The 24034-nt window shown below is 62.7% G+C and carries 23 protein-coding genes, 1 tRNA gene and 2 pseudogenes; 15 read left to right on the forward strand and 11 right to left on the reverse strand.

The window, feature by feature from the left end; genetic code table 11:
- Window positions 1–167 precede the first annotated feature (167 nt).
- A complete protein-coding gene (locus tag ACVWVY_RS01605; protein ID WP_456624751.1) occupies window positions 168–1928 on the reverse strand; it encodes a chloride channel protein in 1761 nt (586 codons plus the stop codon).
- A gap of 195 nt (window positions 1929–2123) precedes the next feature.
- Between ACVWVY_RS01605 and ACVWVY_RS01610 the strand changes: the two genes are divergently transcribed.
- The 6 genes from ACVWVY_RS01610 (at window position 2124) to ACVWVY_RS01635 (ending at window position 7654) form a co-directional block, all read left to right on the forward strand.
- Window positions 2124–2681, forward strand: a complete 558-nt coding sequence (locus ACVWVY_RS01610; RefSeq protein WP_214493640.1) for an HNH endonuclease — start codon at window positions 2124–2126, stop codon at window positions 2679–2681.
- A 178-nt stretch (window positions 2682–2859) separates the two neighbouring features.
- Window positions 2860–3225 (forward strand): hypothetical protein, encoded by a 366-nt coding sequence (locus ACVWVY_RS01615; protein WP_456632476.1) that lies wholly within the window; start codon window positions 2860–2862, stop codon window positions 3223–3225.
- Between the two features lie 256 nt (window positions 3226–3481).
- On the forward strand, window positions 3482–4999 hold the full coding sequence (locus tag ACVWVY_RS01620) for an AMP-binding protein (protein WP_456624752.1): 1518 nt from the start codon (window positions 3482–3484) through the stop codon (window positions 4997–4999).
- A 161-nt stretch (window positions 5000–5160) separates the two neighbouring features.
- On the forward strand, window positions 5161–6132 hold the full coding sequence (locus tag ACVWVY_RS01625) for a S1C family serine protease (protein WP_456624753.1): 972 nt from the start codon (window positions 5161–5163) through the stop codon (window positions 6130–6132).
- Between the two features lie 47 nt (window positions 6133–6179).
- Window positions 6180–7265 carry a carboxylesterase family protein gene (locus tag ACVWVY_RS01630; protein ID WP_456624754.1) on the forward strand — a complete coding sequence of 362 codons (1086 nt, stop codon included), beginning with the start codon at window positions 6180–6182 and terminating at the stop codon, window positions 7263–7265.
- A 182-nt stretch (window positions 7266–7447) separates the two neighbouring features.
- The gene (locus ACVWVY_RS01635; RefSeq protein WP_456624755.1) at window positions 7448–7654 is read left to right on the forward strand and encodes a hypothetical protein; all 207 of its coding nucleotides are present in this window, start codon (window positions 7448–7450) and stop codon (window positions 7652–7654) included.
- Window positions 7655–7716: 62 nt separating this feature from the next.
- On the opposite strand, the gene ACVWVY_RS01640 is transcribed toward ACVWVY_RS01635, so the two are convergent.
- Window positions 7717–7953, reverse strand: a complete 237-nt coding sequence (locus ACVWVY_RS01640; RefSeq protein ID WP_456624756.1) for a DUF1127 domain-containing protein — start codon at window positions 7951–7953, stop codon at window positions 7717–7719.
- Between the two features lie 169 nt (window positions 7954–8122).
- Between ACVWVY_RS01640 and ACVWVY_RS01645 the strand changes: the two are divergent.
- Window positions 8123–8341 (forward strand): annotated as a pseudogene (locus tag ACVWVY_RS01645) (winged helix-turn-helix domain-containing protein); the annotation flags it as partial.
- A 186-nt stretch (window positions 8342–8527) separates the two neighbouring features.
- Window positions 8528–9673, forward strand: coding sequence for a tetratricopeptide repeat protein (locus tag ACVWVY_RS01650; RefSeq protein ID WP_456632477.1), 1146 nt, complete (start codon window positions 8528–8530; stop codon window positions 9671–9673).
- A 19-nt stretch (window positions 9674–9692) separates the two neighbouring features.
- Here ACVWVY_RS01650 and ACVWVY_RS01655 read toward each other — a convergent pair whose 3' ends face one another.
- From ACVWVY_RS01655 to ACVWVY_RS01670, 4 genes are all read right to left on the reverse strand, one after another.
- Window positions 9693–10370 carry a DsbA family protein gene (locus ACVWVY_RS01655; protein ID WP_456624757.1) on the reverse strand — a complete coding sequence of 226 codons (678 nt, stop codon included), beginning with the start codon at window positions 10368–10370 and terminating at the stop codon, window positions 9693–9695.
- 30 nt (window positions 10371–10400) lie between these two features.
- Window positions 10401–11186, reverse strand: a complete 786-nt coding sequence (locus ACVWVY_RS01660; RefSeq protein WP_456632069.1) for a sulfite exporter TauE/SafE family protein — start codon at window positions 11184–11186, stop codon at window positions 10401–10403.
- Between the two features lie 92 nt (window positions 11187–11278).
- Complete coding sequence (locus tag ACVWVY_RS01665) at window positions 11279–11743, reverse strand: PaaI family thioesterase (protein WP_456624758.1); 465 nt, start codon at window positions 11741–11743, stop codon at window positions 11279–11281.
- 5 nt (window positions 11744–11748) lie between these two features.
- Window positions 11749–12174, reverse strand: a complete 426-nt coding sequence (locus ACVWVY_RS01670) for an acyl-CoA thioesterase (RefSeq protein ID WP_456624759.1) — start codon at window positions 12172–12174, stop codon at window positions 11749–11751.
- A gap of 96 nt (window positions 12175–12270) precedes the next feature.
- Here ACVWVY_RS01670 and ACVWVY_RS01675 point away from each other — a divergent pair, with 96 nt between their 5' ends.
- On the forward strand, window positions 12271–12864 hold the full coding sequence (locus tag ACVWVY_RS01675) for a TetR/AcrR family transcriptional regulator (protein ID WP_456624760.1): 594 nt from the start codon (window positions 12271–12273) through the stop codon (window positions 12862–12864).
- A 41-nt stretch (window positions 12865–12905) separates the two neighbouring features.
- Here the strand turns inward: ACVWVY_RS01675 and ACVWVY_RS01680 are convergent, their stop codons facing one another.
- Window positions 12906–13409, reverse strand: a complete 504-nt coding sequence (locus tag ACVWVY_RS01680) for a hypothetical protein (RefSeq protein ID WP_456624761.1) — start codon at window positions 13407–13409, stop codon at window positions 12906–12908.
- A gap of 177 nt (window positions 13410–13586) precedes the next feature.
- On the opposite strand from ACVWVY_RS01680, the gene ACVWVY_RS01685 reads away from it, so the two are divergent.
- Window positions 13587–13853, forward strand: coding sequence for a PsiF family protein (locus ACVWVY_RS01685; RefSeq protein WP_456624762.1), 267 nt, complete (start codon window positions 13587–13589; stop codon window positions 13851–13853).
- A 141-nt stretch (window positions 13854–13994) separates the two neighbouring features.
- Window positions 13995–15080 (forward strand): AbrB family transcriptional regulator, encoded by a 1086-nt coding sequence (locus tag ACVWVY_RS01690; protein ID WP_456624763.1) that lies wholly within the window; start codon window positions 13995–13997, stop codon window positions 15078–15080.
- A 120-nt stretch (window positions 15081–15200) separates the two neighbouring features.
- Here ACVWVY_RS01690 and ACVWVY_RS01695 read toward each other — a convergent pair whose 3' ends face one another.
- Window positions 15201–15737: a disulfide bond formation protein B gene (locus tag ACVWVY_RS01695; RefSeq protein WP_456624764.1), complete on the reverse strand. Its 537-nt coding sequence runs from the start codon at window positions 15735–15737 to the stop codon at window positions 15201–15203.
- Window positions 15738–15908: 171 nt separating this feature from the next.
- On the opposite strand from ACVWVY_RS01695, the gene ACVWVY_RS01700 reads away from it, so the two are divergent.
- From ACVWVY_RS01700 to ACVWVY_RS01710, 3 genes are all read left to right on the forward strand, one after another.
- A tRNA-Leu gene (locus ACVWVY_RS01700) sits at window positions 15909–15993 on the forward strand.
- A 224-nt stretch (window positions 15994–16217) separates the two neighbouring features.
- Window positions 16218–17597, forward strand: coding sequence for a tyrosine-type recombinase/integrase (locus tag ACVWVY_RS01705; RefSeq protein ID WP_456624765.1), 1380 nt, complete (start codon window positions 16218–16220; stop codon window positions 17595–17597).
- A 476-nt stretch (window positions 17598–18073) separates the two neighbouring features.
- Window positions 18074–19630: an ISL3 family transposase gene (locus tag ACVWVY_RS01710; RefSeq protein ID WP_456624766.1), complete on the forward strand. Its 1557-nt coding sequence runs from the start codon at window positions 18074–18076 to the stop codon at window positions 19628–19630.
- Between the two features lie 86 nt (window positions 19631–19716).
- Here the strand turns inward: ACVWVY_RS01710 and ACVWVY_RS01715 are convergent.
- From ACVWVY_RS01715 to ACVWVY_RS01725, 3 genes and pseudogenes are all read right to left on the reverse strand, one after another.
- Window positions 19717–19821: pseudogene (locus tag ACVWVY_RS01715) on the reverse strand (GlsB/YeaQ/YmgE family stress response membrane protein); the annotation flags it as partial.
- 212 nt (window positions 19822–20033) lie between these two features.
- A complete protein-coding gene (locus tag ACVWVY_RS01720) occupies window positions 20034–20279 on the reverse strand; it encodes a hypothetical protein (RefSeq protein WP_456624767.1) in 246 nt (81 codons plus the stop codon).
- A 128-nt stretch (window positions 20280–20407) separates the two neighbouring features.
- A complete protein-coding gene (locus tag ACVWVY_RS01725) occupies window positions 20408–21616 on the reverse strand; it encodes a sensor histidine kinase (RefSeq protein ID WP_456624768.1) in 1209 nt (402 codons plus the stop codon).
- A 671-nt stretch (window positions 21617–22287) separates the two neighbouring features.
- Between ACVWVY_RS01725 and ACVWVY_RS01730 the strand changes: the two genes are divergently transcribed.
- Window positions 22288–23478, forward strand: coding sequence for a sensor histidine kinase (locus tag ACVWVY_RS01730; protein WP_456624769.1), 1191 nt, complete (start codon window positions 22288–22290; stop codon window positions 23476–23478).
- The last annotated feature ends 556 nt before the right edge of the window (window positions 23479–24034 follow it).

Genomic DNA, 24034 nt, shown 5'->3' on the forward strand with positions numbered 1-24034 from the left:
GGTTGGGAAAGCGAGGTTAAGCGCCCTGACGATCGGCGGCTAGCGCGCCGGGGCACGAAGAACCCGCGCGATCACGATGGATTGACCGGCGGGCACCTTAACTTTGCCATCCAGAAACCGTGGCGGCCCGATCGAGGCCGGCGCCGCCAAATCGTAAACGCCAGCACTCAAATCTCGCCGATGGCCTCCCGCCTATGTTGCTCGGATTCTTCGGCATAGCGGCGCATGGCGTGCGCTTCGGAGAGAATGCCGATCGGACGGCGTTCGTCGCCGGCTTCGACCACCGCCAGCGATTCGGCTTCGGCCGCGTCGAACGCGGCGATGGCTTCGCGGATGTTCATGGCGGGATGCAGCACCACGTCGCGATGATGCAGAAGGCCGGCAAGGCCCTTGGCCGGCTCGATCTCGGGCGCGTGCGCTTCGGCAGTCAACGCAAGCCCGACATAACGCCCGTCGCCGTCGACCGCGACCACCTGCGTCTTCGACCCGAGCGGAAATCTTTGCCGGAATTCGCCGATCGACATGTCAATACGCACGGTCGTCATGTCCTGCCGCATCAGGCGGCCGACTGTGAGATCCCGGATCCAGCCGACATCGGCGGCGCTGCGGATGGTCTCGCCGCGCAGATGAAATCGCCAGGTGGCAAAGGAGTAGCCGAACAGTTCCCGCGTGATCATGGTCGAGATGATGACCGCAACCAGCACCGCCGTAGTCAGCCAAAGATTCCCGGTCGATTCCAGCGCGATGAACGACATCGTCAAGGGACCACCGATCACCGACGCCGACAGCGCACTCATGCCGATCACCGCGTAGACATTCGGATCGAGGCCGAGGCCCGGCCAGAGCATATCGACACCGTCGGCGAACAGGCGGCCGCCGAGCGCGCCCATGAACAGCGTGGCGAAGAACAACCCGCCGCGGAAGCCGGAGCCGAGCGAAATAATCGAGGCCAGCGCCTTCAGAACGAAGACGCCGGCGATGATCTGCAACGGCAACGAGACGAGGCCAGAAAAATGCAGCGCCCCATGCCCCGACGACATCACCTGCGGCGTCAGCAGCGCGAGCAGACCGACCCCGAGGCCACCGAGTGCCGGCCGCAGCGGCGGCCAGAGGCGGGTCTGCGCAAGCCCCATCTCGCACAAGGCCACGCCGCGCATGATGAGAATGCCAAACAACGCCGCCAGACCCCCGAGCAGCGCGGCAATGGCAAGATCGCGCCCGACCACGTCGCCGACCGGGCCGACGCTGACGCCGAGCGACAGCGCCTCAAATCCATGGGTGACAAAATAACCCGCTACCGCGGCGACGCCGACCGGCGCAAGACTCGCTGGCGTATAGCCTCCGATCACGAGTTCGAAAGCATAGAAGGCGCCGGCGAGCGGGGCGCCGAACGCGCCTGAGATCGCGGCTGCCGCTCCGCAGCCGACCATGATGCGCTGGTCGGCGCGGCGTAGGTGAAATCCACGGCCGAGCGAAGCGGCAAGGCCGCTCGCAAGCTGGGTATATCCCGCTTCAAGGCCGACTGACGCCCCAACGCCGCTGGACCAGGTGGTCTGCAGTGCCACGATGACGCTGCCGCGAAACGACATACGCCCGCCATGCAGGGCATTGGCCTCGATCGGATCGATCTCGCGCGCGGGCCGCCAGCGCAGCGACAGCAGTAGGGCCACCCCCAGCAGCAAGCCGCCGAGGCTTGGCACCAGCACGGCCCGCAGCGTCTCGATACTTGGCTGGCTGGAAAGCCGCTCCGTGATGCTGATGTTGAACAGCAGCGCGTGCAGGGCCGCCACCGCCACACTCATCGCCAGCACCACCAGCCCGCCAATGGTTCCGATCACCGCCGCCAGGACCACCAGGCTCGTTTCATGGGCTCGAACGAACGCCCGTAACCTGCGCGGAGCCTCAAGATAACGTGAAGGAGTGGCCATTCCTGGGGTCCGCCAGCGGCTGAGCAATGCCCGTCCACTCCCGTTTAGCGGTCTTCACGGCCTTGACGCAATCGAGGCGGAACACGATGGCAGCGGCGGATAAGGCCCGGAACGCTCTTCACAATCCCGTCACGCTGCCTGTAGTATGCAGGGCACATGCTGCTTCGCAGCTAAAATGGGGGTCAGGAGCGTTACTTGAACGCACATGTCTCGCAAGGCGGTTGGCCGGTATTGGTGCTGAACGCGGATTTCCGGCCGCTGAGTTACTACCCGCTGTCTCTCTGGTCGTGGCAGGACGCGATCAAGGCGGTGTTTCTCGATCGCGTCAACATTGTCGAGCACTACGACCGCGCGGTGCACAGCCCGAGCTTCGAGATCCAGCTTCCGAGCGTGGTGTCGCTGAAGTCGTTCGTCAAGCCGACCACGCATCCCGCCTTCACCCGGTTCAACGTCTTCCTGCGCGATCGCTTCGTTTGCCAGTACTGCCACGCGCATGACGACCTCACCTTCGATCACATCATCCCGCGCAGCAAGGGCGGCCAGACCACCTGGGAAAACGTCGTCGCCGCCTGTTCGCCCTGCAATCTCCGCAAGGGCAACCTGACGCCGCAGCAGGCGCGGATGTTTCCGCGCCAACACCCGTTCGCGCCGACGGTGCATCAGCTTCACCGCAACGGGCGACTGTTTCCGCCGAACTATCTACACGATAGCTGGCTGGATTATCTTTATTGGGACACGGAACTCGATCCGTAAGGCGCGGCTCGGTCAGCACGATCCACGTCGACCGTTCCCATTCCACTGTTAATGACTTCTTAAACGCAGCCGGCAAGTATGCACGCCAAGGTCGTGCGATGCTAGTGGGGCGCGGAATGATGTTTCTGTTCGCTTATATCGGCTCCCTCAGCTCACCCCCGGCTGGCCGATCCGCCTGATGCATCTGACGGAGGCAGCATTCGTCGCTACGGCTTTCGTCTGCTTCGTGCTGGCCGTTAGCTGGAAAGGCACCCGATCGCAACTCCAGCGCGATACGGTAGCGGCCATCGGTGGTATCGCCACGGGTTTCGGCGTGATCATGCCGCTTGAACTCGCACCGTTTTTCTTCGGCAGTCGCGGTGAAATCATGCTGGCAACGATTGCTCTGATCCTGGCCTATCCGCTCGCGGCGGCTCTGTTCATATTCTTGTTCCTGAAATTGATGAGCGCCAAACCGCCGCCACTGCCGGGGTCAACGCGAATAAACGCTCGACAATCAAGCGCACGACCAGACAGCCTTGGCATTCGGGATGATTGGCGGTGACGGAATGCGCGATGTTCCGCAGCAGTCGTAGGGTGAGCAAAGCGAATCCGCCAGTTCGGAAGTGAAATATTTCGGCTTCGCCGAAGCGCGCCTAGCAGCTCTCGGTCGACCCGCCATGCGCCGGTACGAAGGCAGCCGCCGCAATCACGCACATCTTGACTCACCGCAGTTTCCGTTGGTGAAGTGCCTGACGAGGCGGCATCCCGCCTCGCACCAAACACAAGAGCGGCATCAACGCCCCCAACGGAAACGCCCCATGCTCATTCCCATCGCCGATGTGCCGCGCTGGTATGCCGAACGGAAATCAAAGGACACGATCGCGGTCAGTCACGGCGCCGACGCCATCACCTGGGAACAGCTCGAGCGCAATGCCAACGCCCGCGCGCGCGCCTTCGCCGCCAAGGGCGTCAAGCCTGGTGATTTCGTCGCCATCGGGCTGCCCAACAGCAATGTGTTTTTCGAGACCACCTTTGCGGTGTGGAAGTGCGGCGCGACGCCGACGTCGCTGACCTGGCGGCTACCGCGCGGCGAGGCGGCTGCCGTGCTCGACATCCTCAAGCCATCGCTGGTGGTCGGCGGCCAGCCCGATTGGAACGCCCCCAATTCGCTGCCTGCCGATTTCGTGCCCGAAGGCGTGTCGGACGAACCGGTGACGAACCCGGTGGCGCGCTACTGGAAGGCGATGACCAGCGGCGGCTCGACCGGGCGGCCGAAGGTGATCCTCGATCACCGGCCGGCGGTGGTGGATACGACAGCCCCATCCGGGCTCGGCATTCCGCAGAACGCCTCGCTGCTCAATCCCGGGCCGCTCTATCACAACGCACCGTTCATCGTGTCCCATAGCGCGCTATTCAACGGCGGACGCGTCACCGGCCTCGTCAAATTCGACGCCGAGGAATGCTTGCGCCTGATCGAGGCCAGCCGGGTACAGTGGGTCAATTTCGTGCCCACCATGATGCACCGGATCTGGGCGCTGCCCGACGAGGTGCGCAACCGCTACAACCTGTCGAGCCTGGGAATCGTGTTTCACATGGCAGCACCGATGCCGCCATGGCTGAAGGAAAAATGGATCGAGTGGCTGGGGCCCGAGCGCATCTACGAACTCTATGGCGGCACCGAAGCACAGGGCGCCACGATCATATCGGGCGTTGAATGGCTCGAACACCGCGGCTCGGTCGGCAAGATCGGCGAGACCGCGCGCCTGCGCATCATCGGCGAAGACGGCAACGAGGTCGCCACCGGCGAAACAGGCGAAATTTATTTCCTGCCCAATGACGGCGCCGGCTCGACCTATCATTACCTCGGCGCCGAACCGAAGCGCCGCGCGGACGGCTGGGAATCGCTCGGCGACATCGGAAGGCTGGATGCGGAAGGCTATCTCTATCTCGGCGACCGCCTCGCCGACATGATTTTGCGCGGCGGCGCCAACATCTATCCGGCGGAAGTCGAGGCTGCGGTGACGGAACATCCCGAGGTGCGCTCCTGCGTCGTCGTAGGCGTCCCCGATCCGGAGTTCGGACAGCGCGTGCACGCGATCCTCGAACTCGACGGAGCTTCGGATGCGCAGGCTGTTGCCGACGGCATGGCCGCATTCCTGGCCGACCGGCTCAGCCGCTACAAGCATCCGGAAAGTTTCGAGACGGTGAGCGCAGGCCTGCGCGACGATTCCGGCAAGGTCCGCCGGACCCTGCTGCGCGACGAACGCGCCGGATGGCTGAAGGAGAACCGCGCGTTCCGGATCATGCCGGCCCGGGCGCGGGCAAACGCGGAATGATCCTCATTTGCCGCGGAACATTTGTGATTCTGCCCTCTTATGAGTCGCGTGGCGGCCCATTTTGGGGGACACTTTCAAGACGGCCGTTTGCAGCATAGATTGTCATGAATTCCCCGCGCGCTCCTCGCCTTGAAGCGCGCCGGTTCGCCAGGAGACCATCGATGCCCTCTTTGACAGAGTGGAGAGTGCCGCCCGCAAACCAGCCGCGCGCGGGCGATTACGCTTTCGACCTCGACAAGGCCCTGTCGTCGGTGGTCGGGCTGCATTCGATCATCCCTCCCGACGCCTTCAGCGCGGAGACGCTCGGCACCGAGCGCGCCGGCAATGGCGTCGTGATCGATGACGGGCTGGTGCTGACGATCGGCTATCTCATCACCGAGGCCGAAGCGGTGTGGCTGCATCGCGGCGACGGCCGCGTGGTGGAAGGCCACGCGCTCGGCTTCGATTTCGAATCCGGCTTCGGCCTGGTGCAGGCGCTCGGCGATCTCGATCTCGCGCCGCTGCCGCTCGGCTCTTCCGCTGCCGCGCAGGTCGGCGATCGCGTGGTGGTCGGCGGCGCCGGCGGGCGTACCCGCTCGGTCGCAAGCCAGGTCGCGGCCAAGCAGGAGTTCGCCGGCTATTGGGAATATCTGCTGGATGAAGCGATCTTCACCCATCCCGCGCATCCCAATTGGGGCGGCACCGGGCTGATCTCGGGCCGCGGCGAACTGATCGGCATCGGCTCGCTGCAGCTCGAACGCGAGCGCGAGGGCAAAGGCGAGCACGTCAACATGATCGTGCCGATCGATCTGCTGAAGCCCGTGCTCGACGACATCAGGAAATTCGGCCGCGTCAACAGGCCGGCGCGACCGTGGCTCGGCATGTACACCACTGAAATCGACAACCGCGTCGTGGTGGTCGGCATCGCCAGCAGGGGTCCGGCAGCGCGTGCCGAACTCAAGACCGGCGACGTCATCCTCGCGGTCAACGGCGACAAGATCACCAGCCAGACCGGCTTCTACCGAAAACTCTGGTCGCTCGGCGCCGCCGGGGTCGACGTGCCGCTCACGGTCTACCATGAGGGCGTCACCTTCGACGTGGTACTGAGCTCGACCGATCGCGCCAGGCTGTTGAAGGCGCCAAGGCTTCATTGAATTTAGACTGCATTGAGCAGGCCTCCATTGAAAACAGAGCACGCCCGATGAGCGAGGCCGTGGTGGACGACATCGTGGCCGTACTGCCGCCGCTGCTGCAGTCGCTTGAAGCGCTGGGCTTCATCGCGCGCTACCTGAACCCGCCGGATTTCGACCGTGTGATGGCAGCGGCAGGCAAGCCGGACGCGGCCTTGCGCGCCATTCGGCCACGGCTCGCGCAATGGCCCGCGGATTTCGCTCACATCAGGACGCCGCTCGAAACGGCAAGCGATGCGGCGCTCGCTGCGTTCGAAGCCTTGCGCATCGTGCAAAAAGGTCATGGCGATTTCGTCAGCCTGTTTCGTGCGCTGCGACACGCCCCGCGCGCGCAGGAAGCACTCTATACGCTGTCGGCAAGATTGCCGCCGGTGAACCAGTTCTTTGTCGACCCCGCGCTGCACGGAGACGCCGATCTCGCGGCGCGGCTGGCGTCGCCGGCCAACGAAAACACCGGCGTCTTCCACAATCAGAACGAGCCCGGCAGCCGCGGCGGCTTCTCGCTCTATGTGCCGGAATACTACGCGCCCGACCGCGCATGGCCGCTGGTGATGGCGCTGCACGGCGGCAGCGGCAATGGCCGCGGCTTCCTCTGGAGCTGGCTGCGCGACGCCCGCAGCCGCGGCGCGATCCTGGTCGCACCAACCGCTACCGGCAACACCTGGGCGCTGATGGGCGACGATACCGATACGCCGAACCTGATGCGCATCCTGGAATCCGTGCAGGCGCGCTGGAATGTCGATCCGGGCAGGATGCTGCTGACCGGAATGAGCGACGGCGGCACGTTCTGCTACGTGACGGGCTTCGATGCCGCCTCGCCTTTCACCCATCTCGCGCCGGTGTCGGCGACCTTTCATCCGCTGATGGCGGAAATGGCCGATGCCGACAGGTTGCGCGGCCTGCCCGTTCATATCGTGCACGGCCGGCTCGACTGGATGTTTCCGGTGCAGGTGGCGCGGCAGACCGGCCAGGCGCTGGCGGCCGCTGGCGCCAAGGTCACCTATCGCGAACTCGACGATCTCAGCCATACCTATCCGCGCGAGATGAACGCGGAGATCCTGAAATGGCTGTCCGGCGACAGCCTGACTAGCGCGTGATCTCCGCACAAAACGCGTTCCGGGTTTGTCGCGAGGGAAACCCGGTGGCCACTTTTCCGGATCATGCTCTACGACAACTTCCCTCCACCGCAGCGCCCCATTAACGCCCGCAAAGGCGCGTTCGGTGGCGACGGAACCATACCGCGACATCTGCGTTATGGTCCGTGACGGAGGGATATTCCATGCAGACGTTTGTCGGAATGATTTTGGGTGCGCTGCTGCTGGTTGGCGGCGTCTATGTCTACGATTCCATGCAGACGTCGAGCGTCGCGAACGGCCAGGTCGCCCAGGCCAATCGCACCATCGTCAACTGGGACGTGGCGGCCGCCGACTGGGCCAAGCTGAAGACGCGCGCCCATGAGGACTGGGTCAGGATTTCGTCCAAGTAATTTGCGAGCGATAATCCAGAGGGCGTCCTCGCGCGGGCGCCCTCTTCTTTGCGTATCATTCATTAAAGTCGGAAGCCACGCGGATCGATCGAGCGATTCGCGGCGACGTAGTCAATCTCGCCGCGTGCAATGCCGATATCCCCAAGCTCCCGATCAGACAGGCCGTTCAGATCGGATTGTAATTTCTTGAATTTGCGCCGTTCCTGAAACGCATCCCAATAGCACCTGATCGAACTGGAGAAGCCTCGTGTGGAAGCTGGCGCCTGTCCCATTCCAACTGCACTGCGGGCCGTGTTCATGGCGATATCTTCCGAGATGTTTTCTCCACCCCGGCAAGGATGCCCGGACGTGGGCCGGCGCGCTTGACATCCGGCTTACATTTTCCTCACCGGCGGCTTATCTTTGCCTTCGCAGTGCTAGAGCCCCCAGTGATCCAAGACCGCCCAAGGGAATGGCAACTTGCGTTATGTGTTCGAGGATTATTCGTTCGACACAGGCCGACGCGAGCTGCACCGCGGCGCGCAAGCCGTTACCGTTGCGCCACAGGTTTTCGACCTGCTCGATTATCTGATCCGCAACAGGGAGCGCGTCGTCAGCAAGGACGACCTCATCAATGCCGTTTGGGATGGGCGTGTCGTGTCTGATGCGGCCCTCACAACCCGCCTGAATGTCGCCCGAGGGGTGATCGGCGATTCCGGCCAGGAACAGCGTCTCATCAAGACGTTGCCGCGTAAGGGCTTCCGGTTCATCGGACTGGTACAGGAACTTGACAGGCCGGAATCCACGACAGCCCCTGGCGCCCGCGCCGAGCCGCAGCAACCGGCCCTCCCCCTCCCCGACAGGCCCTCGATTGCGGTATTGCCGTTCCAGAACATGAGCGGCGATCCCGAGCAGGACTATTTCGCTGATGGCATCGTCGACGACATCATCACGGCCCTCTCCCGGTTCAAGTTTCTGTTCGTCATCGCCCGCAATTCGAGTTTTACCTACAAGGGCCGGGCGGTCGACATCAAACAAGTCGGACGCGAACTCGGTGTCCGCTACGTCCTGGAAGGCAGTGTCCGCAAGGTCGGCGGAAGGATTCGCATTGCCGGCCAGTTGATCGACGCGAGCACTGGTGCGCATGTTTGGGCAGATCGGTTTGAAGGAGATCTCGGCGACGTCTTTGCGCTCCAGGACGAGATAACCGAAAATGTCGTCTCCGCCATTCGGCCGAAACTGCTGGAAGCCGAAATCGAACATGCGGTGCGCCGGCCAAACAATCTCAGTGCATACGACCTCTATTTGCGGGCAACGCCGCATTATTATTCGATGACCCCCGAGGGAACGGCGGAAGCCCTTCGGCTGTTCGCGCGGGCTTTGGAGATTGACCCGCGGTACAGCGCCGCGGCGTCACTGGCGGTCTTCTGTCATATCCTGAATCTCATCCACGGATGGTCCGCTGATCCGCAAGCCGAGGTCGGCGAGGTGATGCGGCTTTCCCAATTGGTGCTCAACATCGACGAAAACGACCCGGAGACGATGTCGTCCGTGGGGTGGGCTAAGGCTTACATCACCGGCGATTTTGGCGCTGCGATGGAGATGGTCGACCAGGCGGTCTCGCTCAATCCCAGTTCATCCATCGCGTGGAGCTATCGCGGCATCACTTGCGTTTTTGTCGGACGCACGGAAGACGCAATACAAAGTCTTGAACGGGCGATGCGCCTGAACCCACTGGATCCAATGCTTTACAGCCTGCAGGCATTCATGGCGTTTGCATTCATCAATCTCCGCCGTTTTGATGATGCAGTAGCTGCGGCCGAGAAATCGCTCCACAAGAAGCAGAATTTCATGCTGGCCCATCGCTGCCACGTGGCAGCGCTCGCGCATCTGGGCCGGGATACGGAAGCGAAGCAGGCAGCCGTTCGGCTGCTTGAACAGGAACCGGATTTTCGGATGTCCGTTTGGGCCGACCGCACGCGTCAGTGGCCTGCCAAGCTGCTCGCCGAAGGCCTCCGCAAGGTAGGACTCCCGGAGTGACGCGGCGTCTTTCGCCGAACTAGTTGGTCTTCTTCGCCTTGCGCGCGTCGGCGATCACCATCTCGAATTCCGCCATGGTCAGGATTCCCGGCACGCGGAACTTGCCGACGATGAAGGACGGCGTTCCCTTGAATCCGAAGGCCACGGCCTGTTCGTGGTTGCGGGCGAGGATGGCGTCGATCGCCTTGGCGTTGGTGGTGGCGTCGCGGTTGAGCCGGTCCATGTCGATGCCGGCGCCCGCCAGCAATTCGCGGATGCGCGGTTCGGTCAGTTTGGAGCTGACGCCGATCATCGCCTCATGCGCGGCCATGTACTTGTCCTGATACTTCGCTGCCAGCGCCATCCGCGCCCCGAACTTCGAGACCTCGCCGAGGATCGGCCAGTCCTTCAAGACCAGGCGGACCTTGCCGTCGTCCTGCACCACCTGCTGGATCTCGGGCGCGATCTTGCGGCAATACGGGCAATTGTAGTCGAACCATTCGACGATGTTGATGTCGCCATCGGGATTGCCGGTGGAGGGCACATCGGGGTCGCGCAGCACCAGCGCCTCGGTCAGCACGTCATCGCTGCCTTGCGCGAACGCCGATCGCTGTGCCGCGCCAGCGCCGAGCAGCGCCGCACTGCCGCCAAGCAGGCCGAGCGCCTTGCGCCGTGTGCATCCCGGGTTGTTCCCGGCCGGATTGTTCGATCGCTTCATCTGGGTCTCGCGAAGGGCTGCATTTCCTGTCTACGGCTGAGGCAGGGATATGTTACGCGCCAGCATATAGAGCGCCACCGCAATAATGACCACGGCGAACACGATATTGAGCGCACCGCGACGCTCGGCGAGGTGGCGCGCGGAACGCGTGCCAGCCAATCCGCCGGCGATGCCGCCCGCCACGAACAGCCCCGCCAATGCCCACGACACCAGCCCGGACCAGGCATAGCTGGCGGCCGTGGTCATGCCGAACGCGGTGACCGCGACCAGCGAGGAGGAGACCGCGTTCATGATCGGCATGCCGGTCGCCAGCATCAGGGCCGGCACGATCAGGAAGCCGCCGCCGATGCCGAAGAATCCCGACAACGTCCCGGTCGCGAGGCCGAGGCCGGCGATGGCCGGGATATTCGACATCGAGACCTTGACGTCAGGCAGGCCGATCCGCGAACGCGTCTTCAGCATCAGGAGCGCGATCACGATCATGACCAGCGCAAACAGCGCCAGCAGTTTTTGGCCGTCGACCATCTTGCCGAGGATCGAGCCGCCGAAGGCGCCGGCCATGCCGGCGGCGGCGAAGATCAGCGCACAGGACCAGATCACGGTGCCACCGCGCGCATGGTTGGACAGGTTGATCGCGGCGTTGGCAGCCACCGCGATCGCGCTGGTGCCGATCGCGACATGGGGCTCCGCCACGCCGACCACATAGACCATCAGCGGCACCGCCAGGATCGAGCCGCCGCCGCCGACCAGGCCGAGCGAGAACCCGACCAGCATCCCCGACGCCAGTCCCAGCACGCCTTGCGCGGTGGAGATGATCAAGTTGAAAGACTCAGTTGCACGGCGGAACCATAGAAGGAATTTCTCCGGATCGCCATGGCTGCAGCACAAAGCTGCACTGCAACACGGGATCAGGCCGTCACCTCCGGCGCCGTCCCGCGGCCGGCCAGCGCCATCAGCGTGCCGCTCATGGTCGCGATCAGGGTCTCGACCCCGTCATGCGCTGCAAAGGCGCGGGCTTCGCACACCGTCAGCGTCCGGCCCGGCTTGACGACGGTGGCGCGGAAGGCGAAGCGCTCGCCGCGTGCGGGCGCCAGCAGGTTGGTCTTGAATTCCACGGTGAGAATCCCGGTTGCGGCCGGCATCAGCGTGAACGCGGCGATACCGCAGGCAGTGTCGAGACCTGCGGTGATGATCCCGGCATGGATGAAGCCGTGCTGCTGGGTGAGGTCGGCCGAATAATCCATCGCCAGATCGACCTCGCCCGGCTCCAGCCGCGCGATCGAAATGCCGAGCGTCTTCATCGCGCGCTGCTGCCCGAACGTGGCGGTTGCGATCGCGCGATAATCCGGATTCTTCGGCTGGAAGCGCGACATGCGGTTCACGCCATCGCCGGTTCGAGATGCTTTTCAGCCACGTCACGGATCGCGGGCGCGAACGGCGTCGACTTTCGCGCCTGCCGGTCCATATGGACGCCGACGAATTCGCAAATCGCGGCGATCTCGCCGCTTTCGGCGTTGCGCATTTCGTGCAGGAAGCGGATCGACTTGTCGCGGATTTCCAGCAGCCGGCTCCTGACCTCGACGATGTCGCCGGCCAGCAGCTCGCGCTTATAGGTGATGGTCTGCTGCACAGCGGCCATGCCGCGGCCGGACTCCCGCAGATAGGACGGGGTCAGCCCCAGCCTTGCGAACAGATTCCAGTTCGCCTCGTCGAACTTACCGACATACCACATGATGTTCATGTGCCCGACATGATCGCATTGCCAGGGATAGACCGTGCCGCGATAGGTCGCGTCCGTCTCCATCGTTCGCTCCCGCTTTTTTATCCTGATACGGTAGCGTATCACGGGGTCAGCGGGTTAGCAATACGGTACCGTATCAACACTCGGTGAGGCCGGACCATGAGCGATCCCAGGAGCGACGCCAAAGCAGACGCGCGGACCGGCGAGGTGCGCAGCGAGAGCTGGATCGAGGCTGGCCTGAAGGAAATCGCGCGGACCGGCGTCGAGGGGGTGCGGGTGGAGGTTTTGGCCAAAAACCTCGGCGTCACCAAGGGCGGCTTCTACCGCCGCTTCCGCGACCGCGCGGCCCTGCTCGAGGCCATGCTGCAGCACTGGAGCGCGGGCCGCATCGCCGCGATCGAAAAACACACCAGCCTCGACGGCGCCACCGCGCGCGAGCGGCTGAAGGACCTGGTTCCGCAGTATTCCGAGCGCGTGAACACCGAAGGCATGGCGGTCGAATTGGCGATCCGGCAGTGGGCCCGGTCCGACGAGCTTGCCGCCGGCGCGGCAGCCCACGTCGATGCGGTGCGGTTGAAGAATGTCGGGAATCTCTTTCGCGCGACCGGCCTGCCGGCGGAGGAAGCCGACGCGCAAGCGTTCCTGTTCTACTGCTTCGTATTCGGCCAGGGCCTTCTGTTTCTCGAACGCGGCCCGCGCAAGCGCGCGCAACTGGTGGCGAAGTCGGCCGAAACACTGCTCCGCGAATTGTAGGCGCGGCCGAAGCATCCGGCCGCGCCCGCGTCGTTTGCCAATCAGGCCGCGCCCTTCAGCTTCTTGGTGCATTCGCTGTAGTAGCCGCCGCCCTTCTGTATCCACTTCAGCCCGCCATTGGCGTTGCTGGCCTTGTTGGCATTGTACTGGTCCACGCAGGTGTGCATGCGCGCCTTGCCGGCCGTCTCCTTGGAATATTTGGAATCGACGGCGTTCGGATAGACCGCGGGGCCCGACAGAGCAGCCGGCGCCGCAGCCTCCTTTGCAGCTTCCTTCTTGGATTCTTTCTTGGCGGCTTCCTTCGGCGCGGCGGCAGGAGCCGCAGCGGCGGGAGCGGCGGCCGCTGGCGCGGCCGTTGCGTCGGCACCGCATTGCGCTTTCCGGAAGTCGTTCCACTTCTGGCCGCCGAGCGTGCCGGCGGTTTTCGCAGCCTGGTATTTGGCGCTGCATTCCTGCGCGGTCAGAGCATTCGCCTGCGACGTCATGGCCAGCGCAGCCAACCCCGACATCGCAATCGCGCCCAATATTTTTGCTTGAATAGTCATCCCTGGTCTCCTTGGGGCAGTCGTCTGCACTTCCCATTCTATCGCAACTACAGCTTGCGACAACGCGCGGGGCGTTCGTCCGACCAAAATATTGTGGCGGCCCGTTCAATTTCATTCACCTGTGGTTCAGCATCGCAGCGCGACGGTTGCGCCCGTGTTTTCAATCCGAGGTGCCCCATGACCAAGATCTCCTCCCTCGCCACCGCGACCGCCGTGGCTTCCCTTCTGCTGATGGGCGCCGCGTCCGCACAGACCGCGGCTCCGGCCAAGACCGAGGCGACCAAGACCGAAACCAAGGCGCCGGCGGAAAAGAAGGCCGAGAAACCGCGCACTGCCACCTCGCTCGAATGTTCGAAGGAAGCCGATGCCAAGGGACTTCACGGCAAGGAGCGCAAGAAATTCCGCTCCGAGTGCAAGAAGGCCGCCGCCGCAAAGGCAAATTAACCGCCCCGCCTCCTGCTCGAGCGCCGTGTCGGGGCCTGGCGAATTTTTGATGACGCCGGTGGACCATCGCCGGCGCCACGCTGCATTGCTGCAATCGCGTGGCGCATTTGTACCTCGATGGCGGATTTGCCATAAGGCGGCGTGAGCCAGATCCCCACATCGATATCCTCCGCCATTGCCGACCGCGCCAAAATTCTCGGCACGCTCGAGACGATCGTCATCGGCGCCGCCGGCGGCCTGCTGTTTCTGTGGCTCAACCTGCCGGGCGGCCTGATTTCCGGCGCGATGGTCGCCGTCGGCGTCGCCGCACTGGCGGGGCGGCCGGTCACCATGCCGCCGATCCTGACCCAGACCGTGCTGGTCCTGCTCGGCATCACGCTGGGCTCGCTGGTGTCGCGGCAGCTGATCCAGCACATGAGCGCCTATCCCTTGACCATCGGTCTCCTGGCGCTGGCGACCTTCTGCTCGACCTTCGGCTCGAGTTTTTATCTGCAGCGCTTCCACGGCTGGGACCAGACCTCGGCGCTGCTGGCCGGCAGCCCCGGTGCACTGTCGCAGATCACCATGCTCGCGGCCGAGAAGGGCGCCGATGTCGCCGCGATCGCCGTGGTGCAGACCATGCGCGTGATCATCCTGACCGCGGCCCTGCCGCTGCTGCTGGCGCTGACCGGCATTGCGCCGACGGCGCCGATGGAGGTGGCCAGCCTGATCGCCTCCCCGCTCGAACTCGCCGTGCTGGTGGCCGCGGCCATAGCCGTCGCGCTGCTGCTTCGACTGGCCAAATTTCCGGCGAGCTGGATGTTCGGCGCTATGATCGCCTCCAGCCTGCTGCACGGCACCGGGCTGATCGAGGGCGGCCTGCCGCCCTGGATGCGCGGCGTGGCGCTGGTCGGCATCGGCGCCGTGATCGGTACGCGCTTTGCGCGGATCAGCAAGAAGACGCTCGTCAGCCACATCAATGCCGGGCTGGGCTCGTTCGCGGTGGCCATCGCCATTTCAGCCATTTTCGTCACGGTGATCGTGCTGGCCACCAACGTGCGCTTCGCCGACGTCGTGGTGGCGTTCGCGCCGGGCGCGATGGACGCCATGCTGGCGCTGGCGCTCACGCTGCATATCGATCCGATTTTCGTCGGCGCCCATCATCTGTCGCGCTTCGTGTTCGTGTCGATTACGACGCCGGGGATCGTGCATCTGTTCGGGCGGCCACAGGAGGATGTGGACGATTAGAAGCCTCGGTCATGGCGAATTCGTAGGGTGGGCAAAGCGAAGCGTGCCCACCATCTCGGAAGCGCCATCGGTGATAGATGGTGGGCACGTCGCTAACGCGCCTTTACCCACCCTACGAAGCTACGCCCGCTTCGCCGACACGATGCCCCACACGGCCATCACCGCCATCAACAGCGAGATCAGCACGTTGTAGCCGGCGAGCGAGAGGCCGAGGAAGCGCCACTGCACCTCGTCGCAGCGGATCACTTTGACGGTGTCGAGGCGCTGCAGCAGCGTGCCGGCGCTGCCGAGATCGACCACAGGCCCGGAGCAATCGGTCGGGCCCTGCCAGAATTTCCACTCGACGCCGGCGTGATAGCCGCCGAGCCAGGCATTGGCGAGCGCTGCAAGCAGAAGCACCGCAAACCCGGCCAGCAGCACCTGCCGCGGCGCCCCGCGCGAGGCAGCGAATGCCACCGCCAGGGCGAGCGGCAAGGCCAGATAATAGGCGTAGCGCTGTTCGAGGCAGAGCGGACAGGGCCGGATATCCAGCACGAGCTGGAAGAACCAGGCGCCCGCCAGCGTTGCAGCCGCCACGGCCGCGATCGCCAGCGCCGCAACGGCCGCCGGATCGGCGGCAAGGCGCGCGGGCGGGGAATGGGCGGCGGTCGATGTCACGGGCATTCTCCGGAGCATTGGTCCATGCTCAAACAGGCCATAGCGTCCTATCCCGCCGGCACGGCACTGTCGAGACAAGCCACAATCACATCCGCGCGGGTTGACCCGGAAGCGCCGCCCGCTATATTCCGCCCGCTTCGCCGCACCGGCCCTTTCGGCCCGCGACCGAAGGCCCCTGTGGCGGAACTGGTAGACGCGCTCGACTCAAAATCGAGTTCCGCAAGGAGTGCTGGTTCGATTCCGGCCAGGGGCACCAACTAGGCTATTCACCCTCGTTCGCGATCGTTCGCAACTGTTCGCGCAGTGCTCGGAAACCGTTGGAAAAATAGGCCTTTTCGCGTACATCAGTGTCCGTCACTGTTTGTTCTCATCCGATCCCAGCCGTCCGAATTGTTGGTATTTTTGTTGGTATCGTGTTGGTATTCGGAGAACAAACGTTCACGGTGAATTCTGATAATCCGAACGAGGGGAATTGAGCAGATGGCCCGTGAGCAGATGGCCCGCAGGAGCGATGGCGCGAGCACAAATCGCAAGCAGATCAGGACCGACGTCGACTGCCGCACCGCTCGACCCAAATTCAACAATGGCGCGTGGAGCGCCGCCAAAATTTCCGACGTGACCGGCGGCGGACTCTATCTCTTCGTCACGCCGGACGAGAGCAGGCCCGGCAACGCTGCCTCCAAACTTTGGCGGTTGGGCTACCGTTTTCACGCCCGCCAGAAGACCTACTCCATCGGCCCTTACGGCAACGGCAAGGATGGCACGTTCTCGCTCGCTGACGCGCGGCGTGAACGCGACAAGGCCAAAGACCTGCTTAAAGACGGCAAAGACCCGAGCACCGAGAAGCAGCTCGTGAAGCACAGGCAGGCGGCCACGCGGCCTTTCGAGCAATGGGCAGACGAGTGGCTCGCGAAGAAGAAGATGGAGAAAGTTAAACGCGGCAGGATCGTCGCGGTGCGCGACCCCAAGACCATCGAGGTGCTTGAGCTGCGGGTCGGCTACGTCAAGAATCGCTTCGGCAAGCTGCTCAGGCAAGATATCAAGCGTCCGGACGTGCTTGTGTTCATGCGTTCATACGAAGCCAAGGGAAAACTCGAAACCCGCGACCGCGTGCGCAGCATCGGTGAGCAAATCTGCAACTATGCCGATGTCGAAGGCGACGGCTACAATCCATTCCGCAATCTAACTGGGCAGATGATTGCCAACATTTCGACGCCACGTCCCGGCGTCACCGAACCACGTGACGTGACGCGCATCTTCAAGCTCATCAGCGCACCGTGGACGAGAGCGAGGTTTGGTGACGTTGTTGGTCTTGCCTTGCGTTTCGATGCGCTGACCATTCCCCGCCCCGGCATGGTCAATGAAATGGAGTGGAGCGAGGTCGACTGGGATGCCGAACGCTGGACTGTTTCAGCCGCCAAGATGAAGACCGGCTGGGACCATGTCGTGCCTTTGTCACGGCAGGCACTCGCAATCCTGCGGAGCGTTCAAAAGCTAACCGGCCATCGCAGATACGCGTTTTCTTGTTCGAAGGACGCACCGCTATCGAACAACACGCTCAACAAGCGCTTGCGGCTGCTTAGCATTGACACCAAGACTGATCATTGTGCCCATGGATTCCGGACCACCTTCTCGACCCTGTCTCACCACGAAGAGATCAAGGACGCCAAGGCATGGGATGGCGACGTCGTCGAGCTACAGCTCGCGCATCTCGATAACTCTACTGTGGAAGGTCTTTACAAGAAGCACGGACCGCTTGCGCTGATCGGCTCGCGCACAAAGTTGATGCAGCATTGGGCTGATCGGATAGACCACTGGCTCGATTCTAAGAAGGTGATGCCGATCAAGGGAGGCGCGTAGCGCCGAGTTACCTATCATCAGGCTGGTTAATGTTGCCTGATTCAACCTATGGCAAGCTCATGTGATAGTCGTCGACGCTTGTGCATCTCGTGCCGGAAGCGGATCGATTTCGCAGCGCCTTTGCAACGCGTTGCGCTTCTCCGCCTGAAATAAACCCCGCGCGTACATACGCCGTGACTAAGAGATCGTCTGCGCGCCTGACCGCTGCCCTCCGAAGGCAAGTGTCAAGCCGGCTGGTGCGAAAAGCGAGGAAGAAAGTCTATTGAAGTGAGGGCTACGCGTTGGGGTTAACTCATACACGAAATTCGCGTAAGCACTGCGTAAGCGGTAAGCACCCGTAGCTCAGCTGGATAGAGCGTCGCCTGTCAATCGGCGTTGGATTGGGACCCCTTATCGGCATCCAAAAGGGGCTCTGACTCACTTTTGATGCAGTTTTGGGAATGCCTGGCGCATTGATTGCGGGGAGAATCAGCGCCATGCAGCAGGCACTCCAGCGCTCCAGTCTGGTGCCGAGTGGGTTTGTTGTAGAGAGTGCGTACTTCGAAGGTAATAAGGCCGTTATTGCGGTCCGGGCGTCGGGAAGCGTTGGTCTGTGCCCATCTTGCGGAACGGTTTCCCGACGCGTCCATAGCCGGTACCGGCGCCGTGTGACCGATCTTCCCCTTTCGGGACGGATCGTACAGCTTCTGGTGATTGCTCGTCGCTTCCGTTGCGACGCTGTCCTATGCGGGCGCCAAATCTTCACCGAGCGCTTCGCCGAAGGGGTACTGGCGCCATCGGCGCGACGCACGGCAAGGCTGGATTCTATCGTCCATCACCTCGGTCTGGCGCTTGGCGGTCGACCGGCAGCAGGCTTCGCAAAGCGGCTGATGCTGCCGGTGAGCAAAGACACGCTCCTTCGCGTAGTTCGGCGCCGTAGCCGCCCGCCGGCTGATCCGCTCACGGTTATCGGCATTGATGATTGGGCTTGGCGGCGCAATCATCGATACGCCAGCATCATCTGCAACCTAGAACGGCGCCGGATCGTCACGCTGCTGCCGGATCGTGAACCCGCGACTGCCCAGGCCTGGCTCGCCGCTCATCCCACGATCGCGATCGTCGCCCGCGACCGTGGTGGAGGATATGGCGAAGCGACAGCAAAAGCGTTGCCGCACGCGGTACAGGTCGCAGATCGTTGGCATCTGATGGAGAACGCCAGTCGGGCTTTCCTCGATGCCGTTCGCAAATCGATGCGTCAGATACGTACAGTGATCGGTGCGACCACGATTGATCCCAAGCTGCTAACAGCCGCAGAGCGGATCCAGTATGAGGGTTATCTGCGCCGCGAGGAGACCAATGCGGCTATCCTGGCTCTGTCGAAGAACGGCATACCCATCAAGCAGATCGTGCGTCAGACTGGCCACAGTAGGAAGCTGGTACGACAGGTGATGCGCGGCGAACGTAACGATATCTTCCGGACCCGGCAAAGTTCGCTGGACTTGCATTTGCCATGGCTCGACGATCAGTGGGCGTCCGGCTGCCGAAACGGGGCTGAACTTTGGCGCCGCTTAACGGCGCGTGGCTTCCGAGGCTCGCTCCGCGTCATCAGCGAGTGGGCGACCCGCAGGCGAAGGGCTGAAAAGCCCGATGCACAAAACCTTCAGCGGATTGCGTCGGCCAGAACGATCGCGCGCCTCATGACGATCGGGCGGGATCTGCTCACGAAAGCGGAGACCGTCACGGTCGCGGCGATCGAAGCTGGCGTACCGACCCTGGTCGAGGCCCGCGAGATCATCGCCGAATTCCACACGATGATCCGGCGCAAGGCCGAAGCAGGGCTCACGCCATGGATCGACCGCGCCCGCGCCAGTCTCGTTGCCTCTTTCGCCAGCGGCGTTGCGAAGGATGAAGCGGCGGTCCGTGCGGCAATCACTTCGCCTTGGTCCAACGGACAGACTGAAGGTCAGATCACGCGCCTCAAGCTCGTGAGACGGCAGATGTACGGTCGCGGGAAAATCGATCTGCTTCAAGCCAGACTAATCGGCGCAGAGTAATCGGAGCTGCACCAAAATTGCGTCAGAGCCCCGATTGGATGCCGATCACCCCGAAAACGGGGTCCTTATTCCATGCCGAAACACACGCCGACGATCCCGAATCCCGTCCCGCGTACGATTTGACCGGCCAACCAGCCTGCAACGAGCCCTACGAACAATATGACCAAGAGGCTTTCGCTCGACATATTCATCTTGCTACCTCAATCGTTGGTCCGAATAGCGTCCATGAGCGTAATCAGGTGTCGCGGTAATCGGTCATGCTCGCCTGCCAGTCTGATCCGCAGCCGAGCACCTATTTCCTCGCAGATCGCGGCGCTACACGCGCGGTCGATCTGAATTGCATTGCGAGCTTCTGGACTGATCATCAAGGTCTCCGCGTTCGTCACTTCTGCAAGCTGCTTGCCTAGCGGCGCGCCGTGACCAGGCGAACTTCGCGAACCATCGCCTCGCCGCTACGCAGACACTGCGCATCGAAGCGGGGCCACACCTGCTGCGAACAATTTCGCGCGACAGTCGGAAGTTCAAGCCGGTCCGACTTCGCCAGCACGGAGGTCTCGCCCGCGGCCACCTGAGGCGCAAAGCCCGGCAAGGCAATAACCGCCGCTCCCAGAAGCCCGAATATGGCCGGGGACGTGAGACAATTGTTCATGTGAGGCTGCTGACTGTGGCTGATAGCCGATCCCGCTTGGCTCGGGGATCATGGGAGCAACGGCGCGATCCATGGGGAGTTCCCCTGACCGCAACCTATATTTGAATAACCCCAGCCGCTGGCGCGGCTCAGCTCGTGTTCTCGTCTAAGGGCACGTCAAACTGGATCATGACGCCTTTAGGCGTGTTAGACGTCACTGCAATGCGTCCCTCAAGTTGGGCGATCAGGCTTTTAATCACTTTGAAGCCGAGACTCGCCCGTGGCTGGTCGATATCGAAATCCGTCGGCAAACCGATTCCCTGATCTGATACCTCCACACGCAAGTCGCTGCCGTGCCGCTCGCCCGAAACACGGATTTCGCCGGATCCGTCAGGGTAGGCATGCTTCGCGGAATTTGTCACAATTTCATTGATTAGAAGGCCCAGCGGAATCGCCTTGTCGGCGGAAATCATCAGAGGATCGAAAGCGCAGCTTATCTTGTGCGCTACGGTTTCCTGCAGCTTCCGGCAAAGTTCACCCGCAAAGTCGGCGATGTCAACGAAGCCGATCTTGTTGCTGCGCCATAAGTGGTCGTGGACCTGGGCAATCGTGGTGATGCGCGAAGCTGCGTCCTTGAGTGCGGTCTGGACTTCTTCCGACGGCGCGTTGCGGCCCTGCACGCGGAGCAGGCCTACCACCGACGCCAAGCTGTTCTTGACGCGGTGGCTCATCTCGCGCGTCAGCATGGCCTGGTGGTCGAGTGCTTCCTTGAGGTCCGCGTCGGCATGTTGCCGCTCGATGGCAACACCAAGCAAACCAGCGAAGCCGGCAAGGAAGTCTGCATCCGCAGCATCGAACTGGCCGGGGTCGGGACTGTCGACCTCGAGGACGCCGAAGGGCAGATGGCCTTCACCGCCCCGCGCGATCAGGACGTTGATCGCGCGCCTGATCCCGTGATCCGACAGCAGCTTGGGCGTTCGAAAGCGCGTTTCCTCTTGGAGGTGGTTGGAAATGACCATTTGTCCGGTCTGGAAAGCGTAGCCGGCTGGGGATTCCACGTCGATCCCAAGTGAGACCTGGCCGATCGTGCCTGGCGCCCAGCCGACCCCCGCCCGCACCAGCAGACGCTTGTCGTCCGGCATATACTCAAGCACCTTGGCCAAGGGGGTTTGGAGGCCTTGGGCGCACAGCTCGGTGGCACGCTGCAGGATTTGTTCGATGTCCCGGGTCTGCAGTGCAGAACGGCCGAACTCGCCCAGCAAGGATTGTTGCCGCAGGCGGTATGGAAGCTCTTGCCTGGTGACATCGGTCACTGCGGTAGGGGCCGATACCGACTCCGTCCCCTGTGTGGTGGGCATGGAAGGGTCCAGTCAAATTGAGTGCGCGGCGCGGGACGCCGGAAACGTAGCACGGCGACGTACGGAGGGCAGAGATTTCGAGCCCGGGAAGGCGGCGACTCTAGCCTGTTAAACGGACCGGAATTTCCAGAATCGCCGTTGCTGAGGGAAGGTGCCGGCAGCAAACGCCGTCCTGAGCCCTGCGATTCGAGAGACGAGGCCGGGCCACAGATTTAAGTTGTGGGAAAGGAACGATTTCTAACGATGGTTGTTGTCTAACTGATCTCCAAGAGCAGAGGGGTCGAAACAACAGTCAGCAGCCCCCAAATGGTCCGATCTTTCGCAGCCCTACTGATCTTCTCCCTCCTTGGAGCCTCGGTAATAGCCCTCCCAGGCTTTGCTCCCCAAGTCGAAGCGCGAGAGCATGCTGCGCTTGCCAAGGCAGACCGGTTGGATCTTCGAACCGCTTCCGTGAAGTGTTCCGATGCGATTTGGCCCGATCTCTCCACAGCCTGTCTGCAAAGCGCGGGTGCGAAAGTCGTGGAAGCCCGCCTTGTGACCGCGCGCCGCTAGGCGCCTCTTCCGGATCAGCCTCCGCGCCGTGTTTTCGCCGACCCGAGAGCGCACTCTCGGCACGATCTGGCCGTGGGCCTACCGACTTATCGCTTCCTCAAGCAAGAAATTTACGCCCGATGTCAGCCGACTCGACCAAAATTCCGTACGTCCTTGTTGTCGAGGATGAGATGATGTTGCGCATGCGCGCCGTCGACATCGTGGAGGACGCGGGGTTCCGCTCGGTCGAAGCGGTCAACGCGGACGAGGCCCTTTCCATTCTCGAATCCCGATCGGACATATCCCTGTTGTTCACCGACATTCAGATGCCCGGGAGTATGGACGGTCTGAAGCTTGCTCATGCGGTCCACGACCGCTGGCCCGCCATCAAGATCATATTGGTCTCGGGCCAGGTAAACCCGTCCGAAGCCGACAAGCCCGCTGACAGCAGATTTTTCGGTAAGCCGCTGAGCGAGAAGCAAATGATCTCCGAATTGCAGGGGATGGTCGGGGCCGGCGCGTTGAGGACGGTTCCGAACCCAGCGCTGTTGCAGAAGGATGAGACCCGTCCGGAGACGGAGTCCGTGGAGCCTTTGCCCCGCTCTCCTCAGGAGGCCGTCCTGTCGGCGCAGAACGACAGCCTCCGCTTGTTGCTGGAGCAAGCAGGAATCGACGCCAAGGTGCTGCTGGCGCAGGCCGGCATCGACGCAAAGGAACGCGAGGCCGCCGACAAGCTGCAGAAACTAATCGTGGGGGAATTGCATCATCGCATCAAGAATACGCTTGCGACGGTCAGCGCCATCGCATCGCAGAGTTTTCGGGCGGCACCCAGTATCGACCATGGACAAAAGGCGATGGAGGGCCGCTTGCTCGCGCTCGGGCGCGCCCATGATCTGCTGATGCAGGTCAGTTGGTCGAATGCGAGCCTCACCCATACGTTTATCGGCGCGACCGAGCCTTATGACAGCAAGGGCGCCAGACGCTTCCATTTCAACGGGCCGGACATCAGGATCACTTCGGGCGCCGTCATCGCTCTTGCAATGACATTCAACGAACTGTGCACTAACACCACCAAATTCGGGGCACTATCGACCCCAACCGGCCTCGTCGAAGTCACATGGACCATCGACGACGCCAGGAAACGGCTGAACCTCACTTGGACCGAGCGGGGCGGCCCTCCGGTCGAGGCTCCCGCGCGGCGCAGTTTCGGAACGCGGATGATGCAATCCCTTGGTCAGCAACTGAGCGGACAAGTTCAGCTATCCTACTATCCCGCCGGCTTTGTCTATCGCCTGGATGTTCCCCTCGCCTCGATCGCGGCAGAGACGTAACGGGCTGCGATGAGTCGCCGCATAGCGGAGACACCTGAATTTCGGCTTTGCGACAAGGACCCAGACGTCCGCAAATCCACTTTGGAAGTGAGACCGTCCGGCAAGAAGAAACCAGCCCTGGACGTGCGTTTATTGGCTGTAACCCGACCAGATGACCTGCAGCAGCCTGCTGGCGGCGAACGCCATCCAAAAGCTTGAGGACAACCGCAACAACATCGACGGCACGACTTCCCTCACTACGCCGAAAGAGGCCGCCAACTGAAGCGGCCTTACATCGTCAACTCGCGGATGTCACCGGGTTGCATCTTGAGCCGCGACGCTCCCACGGCCCTCAAGGGCAACAGCCGGGCGGACCAACCTTCCGGTATAGAGTTCAACAAGAGGGAAACAGCTTCTTCGCGAGGGGCAGCAACCATCCAAACACGACGTCGGCAATCGTCGGGGGTCACTTGCACCAAATTAACTGGCGTGTCGATCATGGGCCAATTCTAGCCCTAAATAAGGGTCCGGCTCAACCCATCGCTTCATGGAACGTATGTGTTCACTTTGCGATAGG

The organism is Bradyrhizobium sp. URHC0002, assembly GCF_054059515.1.

Coding starts and splice junctions, on each gene's coding strand:
- ACVWVY_RS01720 (WP_456624767.1), bottom strand. CDS start 20,279: ATGAACAATTGTCTCACGTCCCCGGCCATATTCGGGCTTCTGGGAGCG.
- ACVWVY_RS01705 (WP_456624765.1), top strand. CDS start 16,218: ATGGCCCGTGAGCAGATGGCCCGCAGGAGCGATGGCGCGAGCACAAAT.
- ACVWVY_RS01635 (WP_456624755.1), top strand. CDS start 7,448: ATGCAGACGTTTGTCGGAATGATTTTGGGTGCGCTGCTGCTGGTTGGC.
- ACVWVY_RS01680 (WP_456624761.1), bottom strand. CDS start 13,409: ATGACTATTCAAGCAAAAATATTGGGCGCGATTGCGATGTCGGGGTTG.
- ACVWVY_RS01655 (WP_456624757.1), bottom strand. CDS start 10,370: ATGAAGCGATCGAACAATCCGGCCGGGAACAACCCGGGATGCACACGG.
- ACVWVY_RS01725 (WP_456624768.1), bottom strand. CDS start 21,616: ATGCCCACCACACAGGGGACGGAGTCGGTATCGGCCCCTACCGCAGTG.
- ACVWVY_RS01685 (WP_456624762.1), top strand. CDS start 13,587: ATGACCAAGATCTCCTCCCTCGCCACCGCGACCGCCGTGGCTTCCCTT.
- ACVWVY_RS01650 (WP_456632477.1), top strand. CDS start 8,528: ATGAGCGGCGATCCCGAGCAGGACTATTTCGCTGATGGCATCGTCGAC.
- ACVWVY_RS01605 (WP_456624751.1), bottom strand. CDS start 1,928: ATGGCCACTCCTTCACGTTATCTTGAGGCTCCGCGCAGGTTACGGGCG.
- ACVWVY_RS01730 (WP_456624769.1), top strand. CDS start 22,288: ATGTCAGCCGACTCGACCAAAATTCCGTACGTCCTTGTTGTCGAGGAT.
- ACVWVY_RS01710 (WP_456624766.1), top strand. CDS start 18,074: ATGCAGCAGGCACTCCAGCGCTCCAGTCTGGTGCCGAGTGGGTTTGTT.
- ACVWVY_RS01630 (WP_456624754.1), top strand. CDS start 6,180: ATGAGCGAGGCCGTGGTGGACGACATCGTGGCCGTACTGCCGCCGCTG.
- ACVWVY_RS01665 (WP_456624758.1), bottom strand. CDS start 11,743: ATGTCGCGCTTCCAGCCGAAGAATCCGGATTATCGCGCGATCGCAACC.
- ACVWVY_RS01670 (WP_456624759.1), bottom strand. CDS start 12,174: ATGGAGACGGACGCGACCTATCGCGGCACGGTCTATCCCTGGCAATGC.
- ACVWVY_RS01625 (WP_456624753.1), top strand. CDS start 5,161: ATGCCCTCTTTGACAGAGTGGAGAGTGCCGCCCGCAAACCAGCCGCGC.
- ACVWVY_RS01620 (WP_456624752.1), top strand. CDS start 3,482: ATGCTCATTCCCATCGCCGATGTGCCGCGCTGGTATGCCGAACGGAAA.
- ACVWVY_RS01675 (WP_456624760.1), top strand. CDS start 12,271: ATGAGCGATCCCAGGAGCGACGCCAAAGCAGACGCGCGGACCGGCGAG.
- ACVWVY_RS01640 (WP_456624756.1), bottom strand. CDS start 7,953: ATGAACACGGCCCGCAGTGCAGTTGGAATGGGACAGGCGCCAGCTTCC.
- ACVWVY_RS01615 (WP_456632476.1), top strand. CDS start 2,860: ATGCATCTGACGGAGGCAGCATTCGTCGCTACGGCTTTCGTCTGCTTC.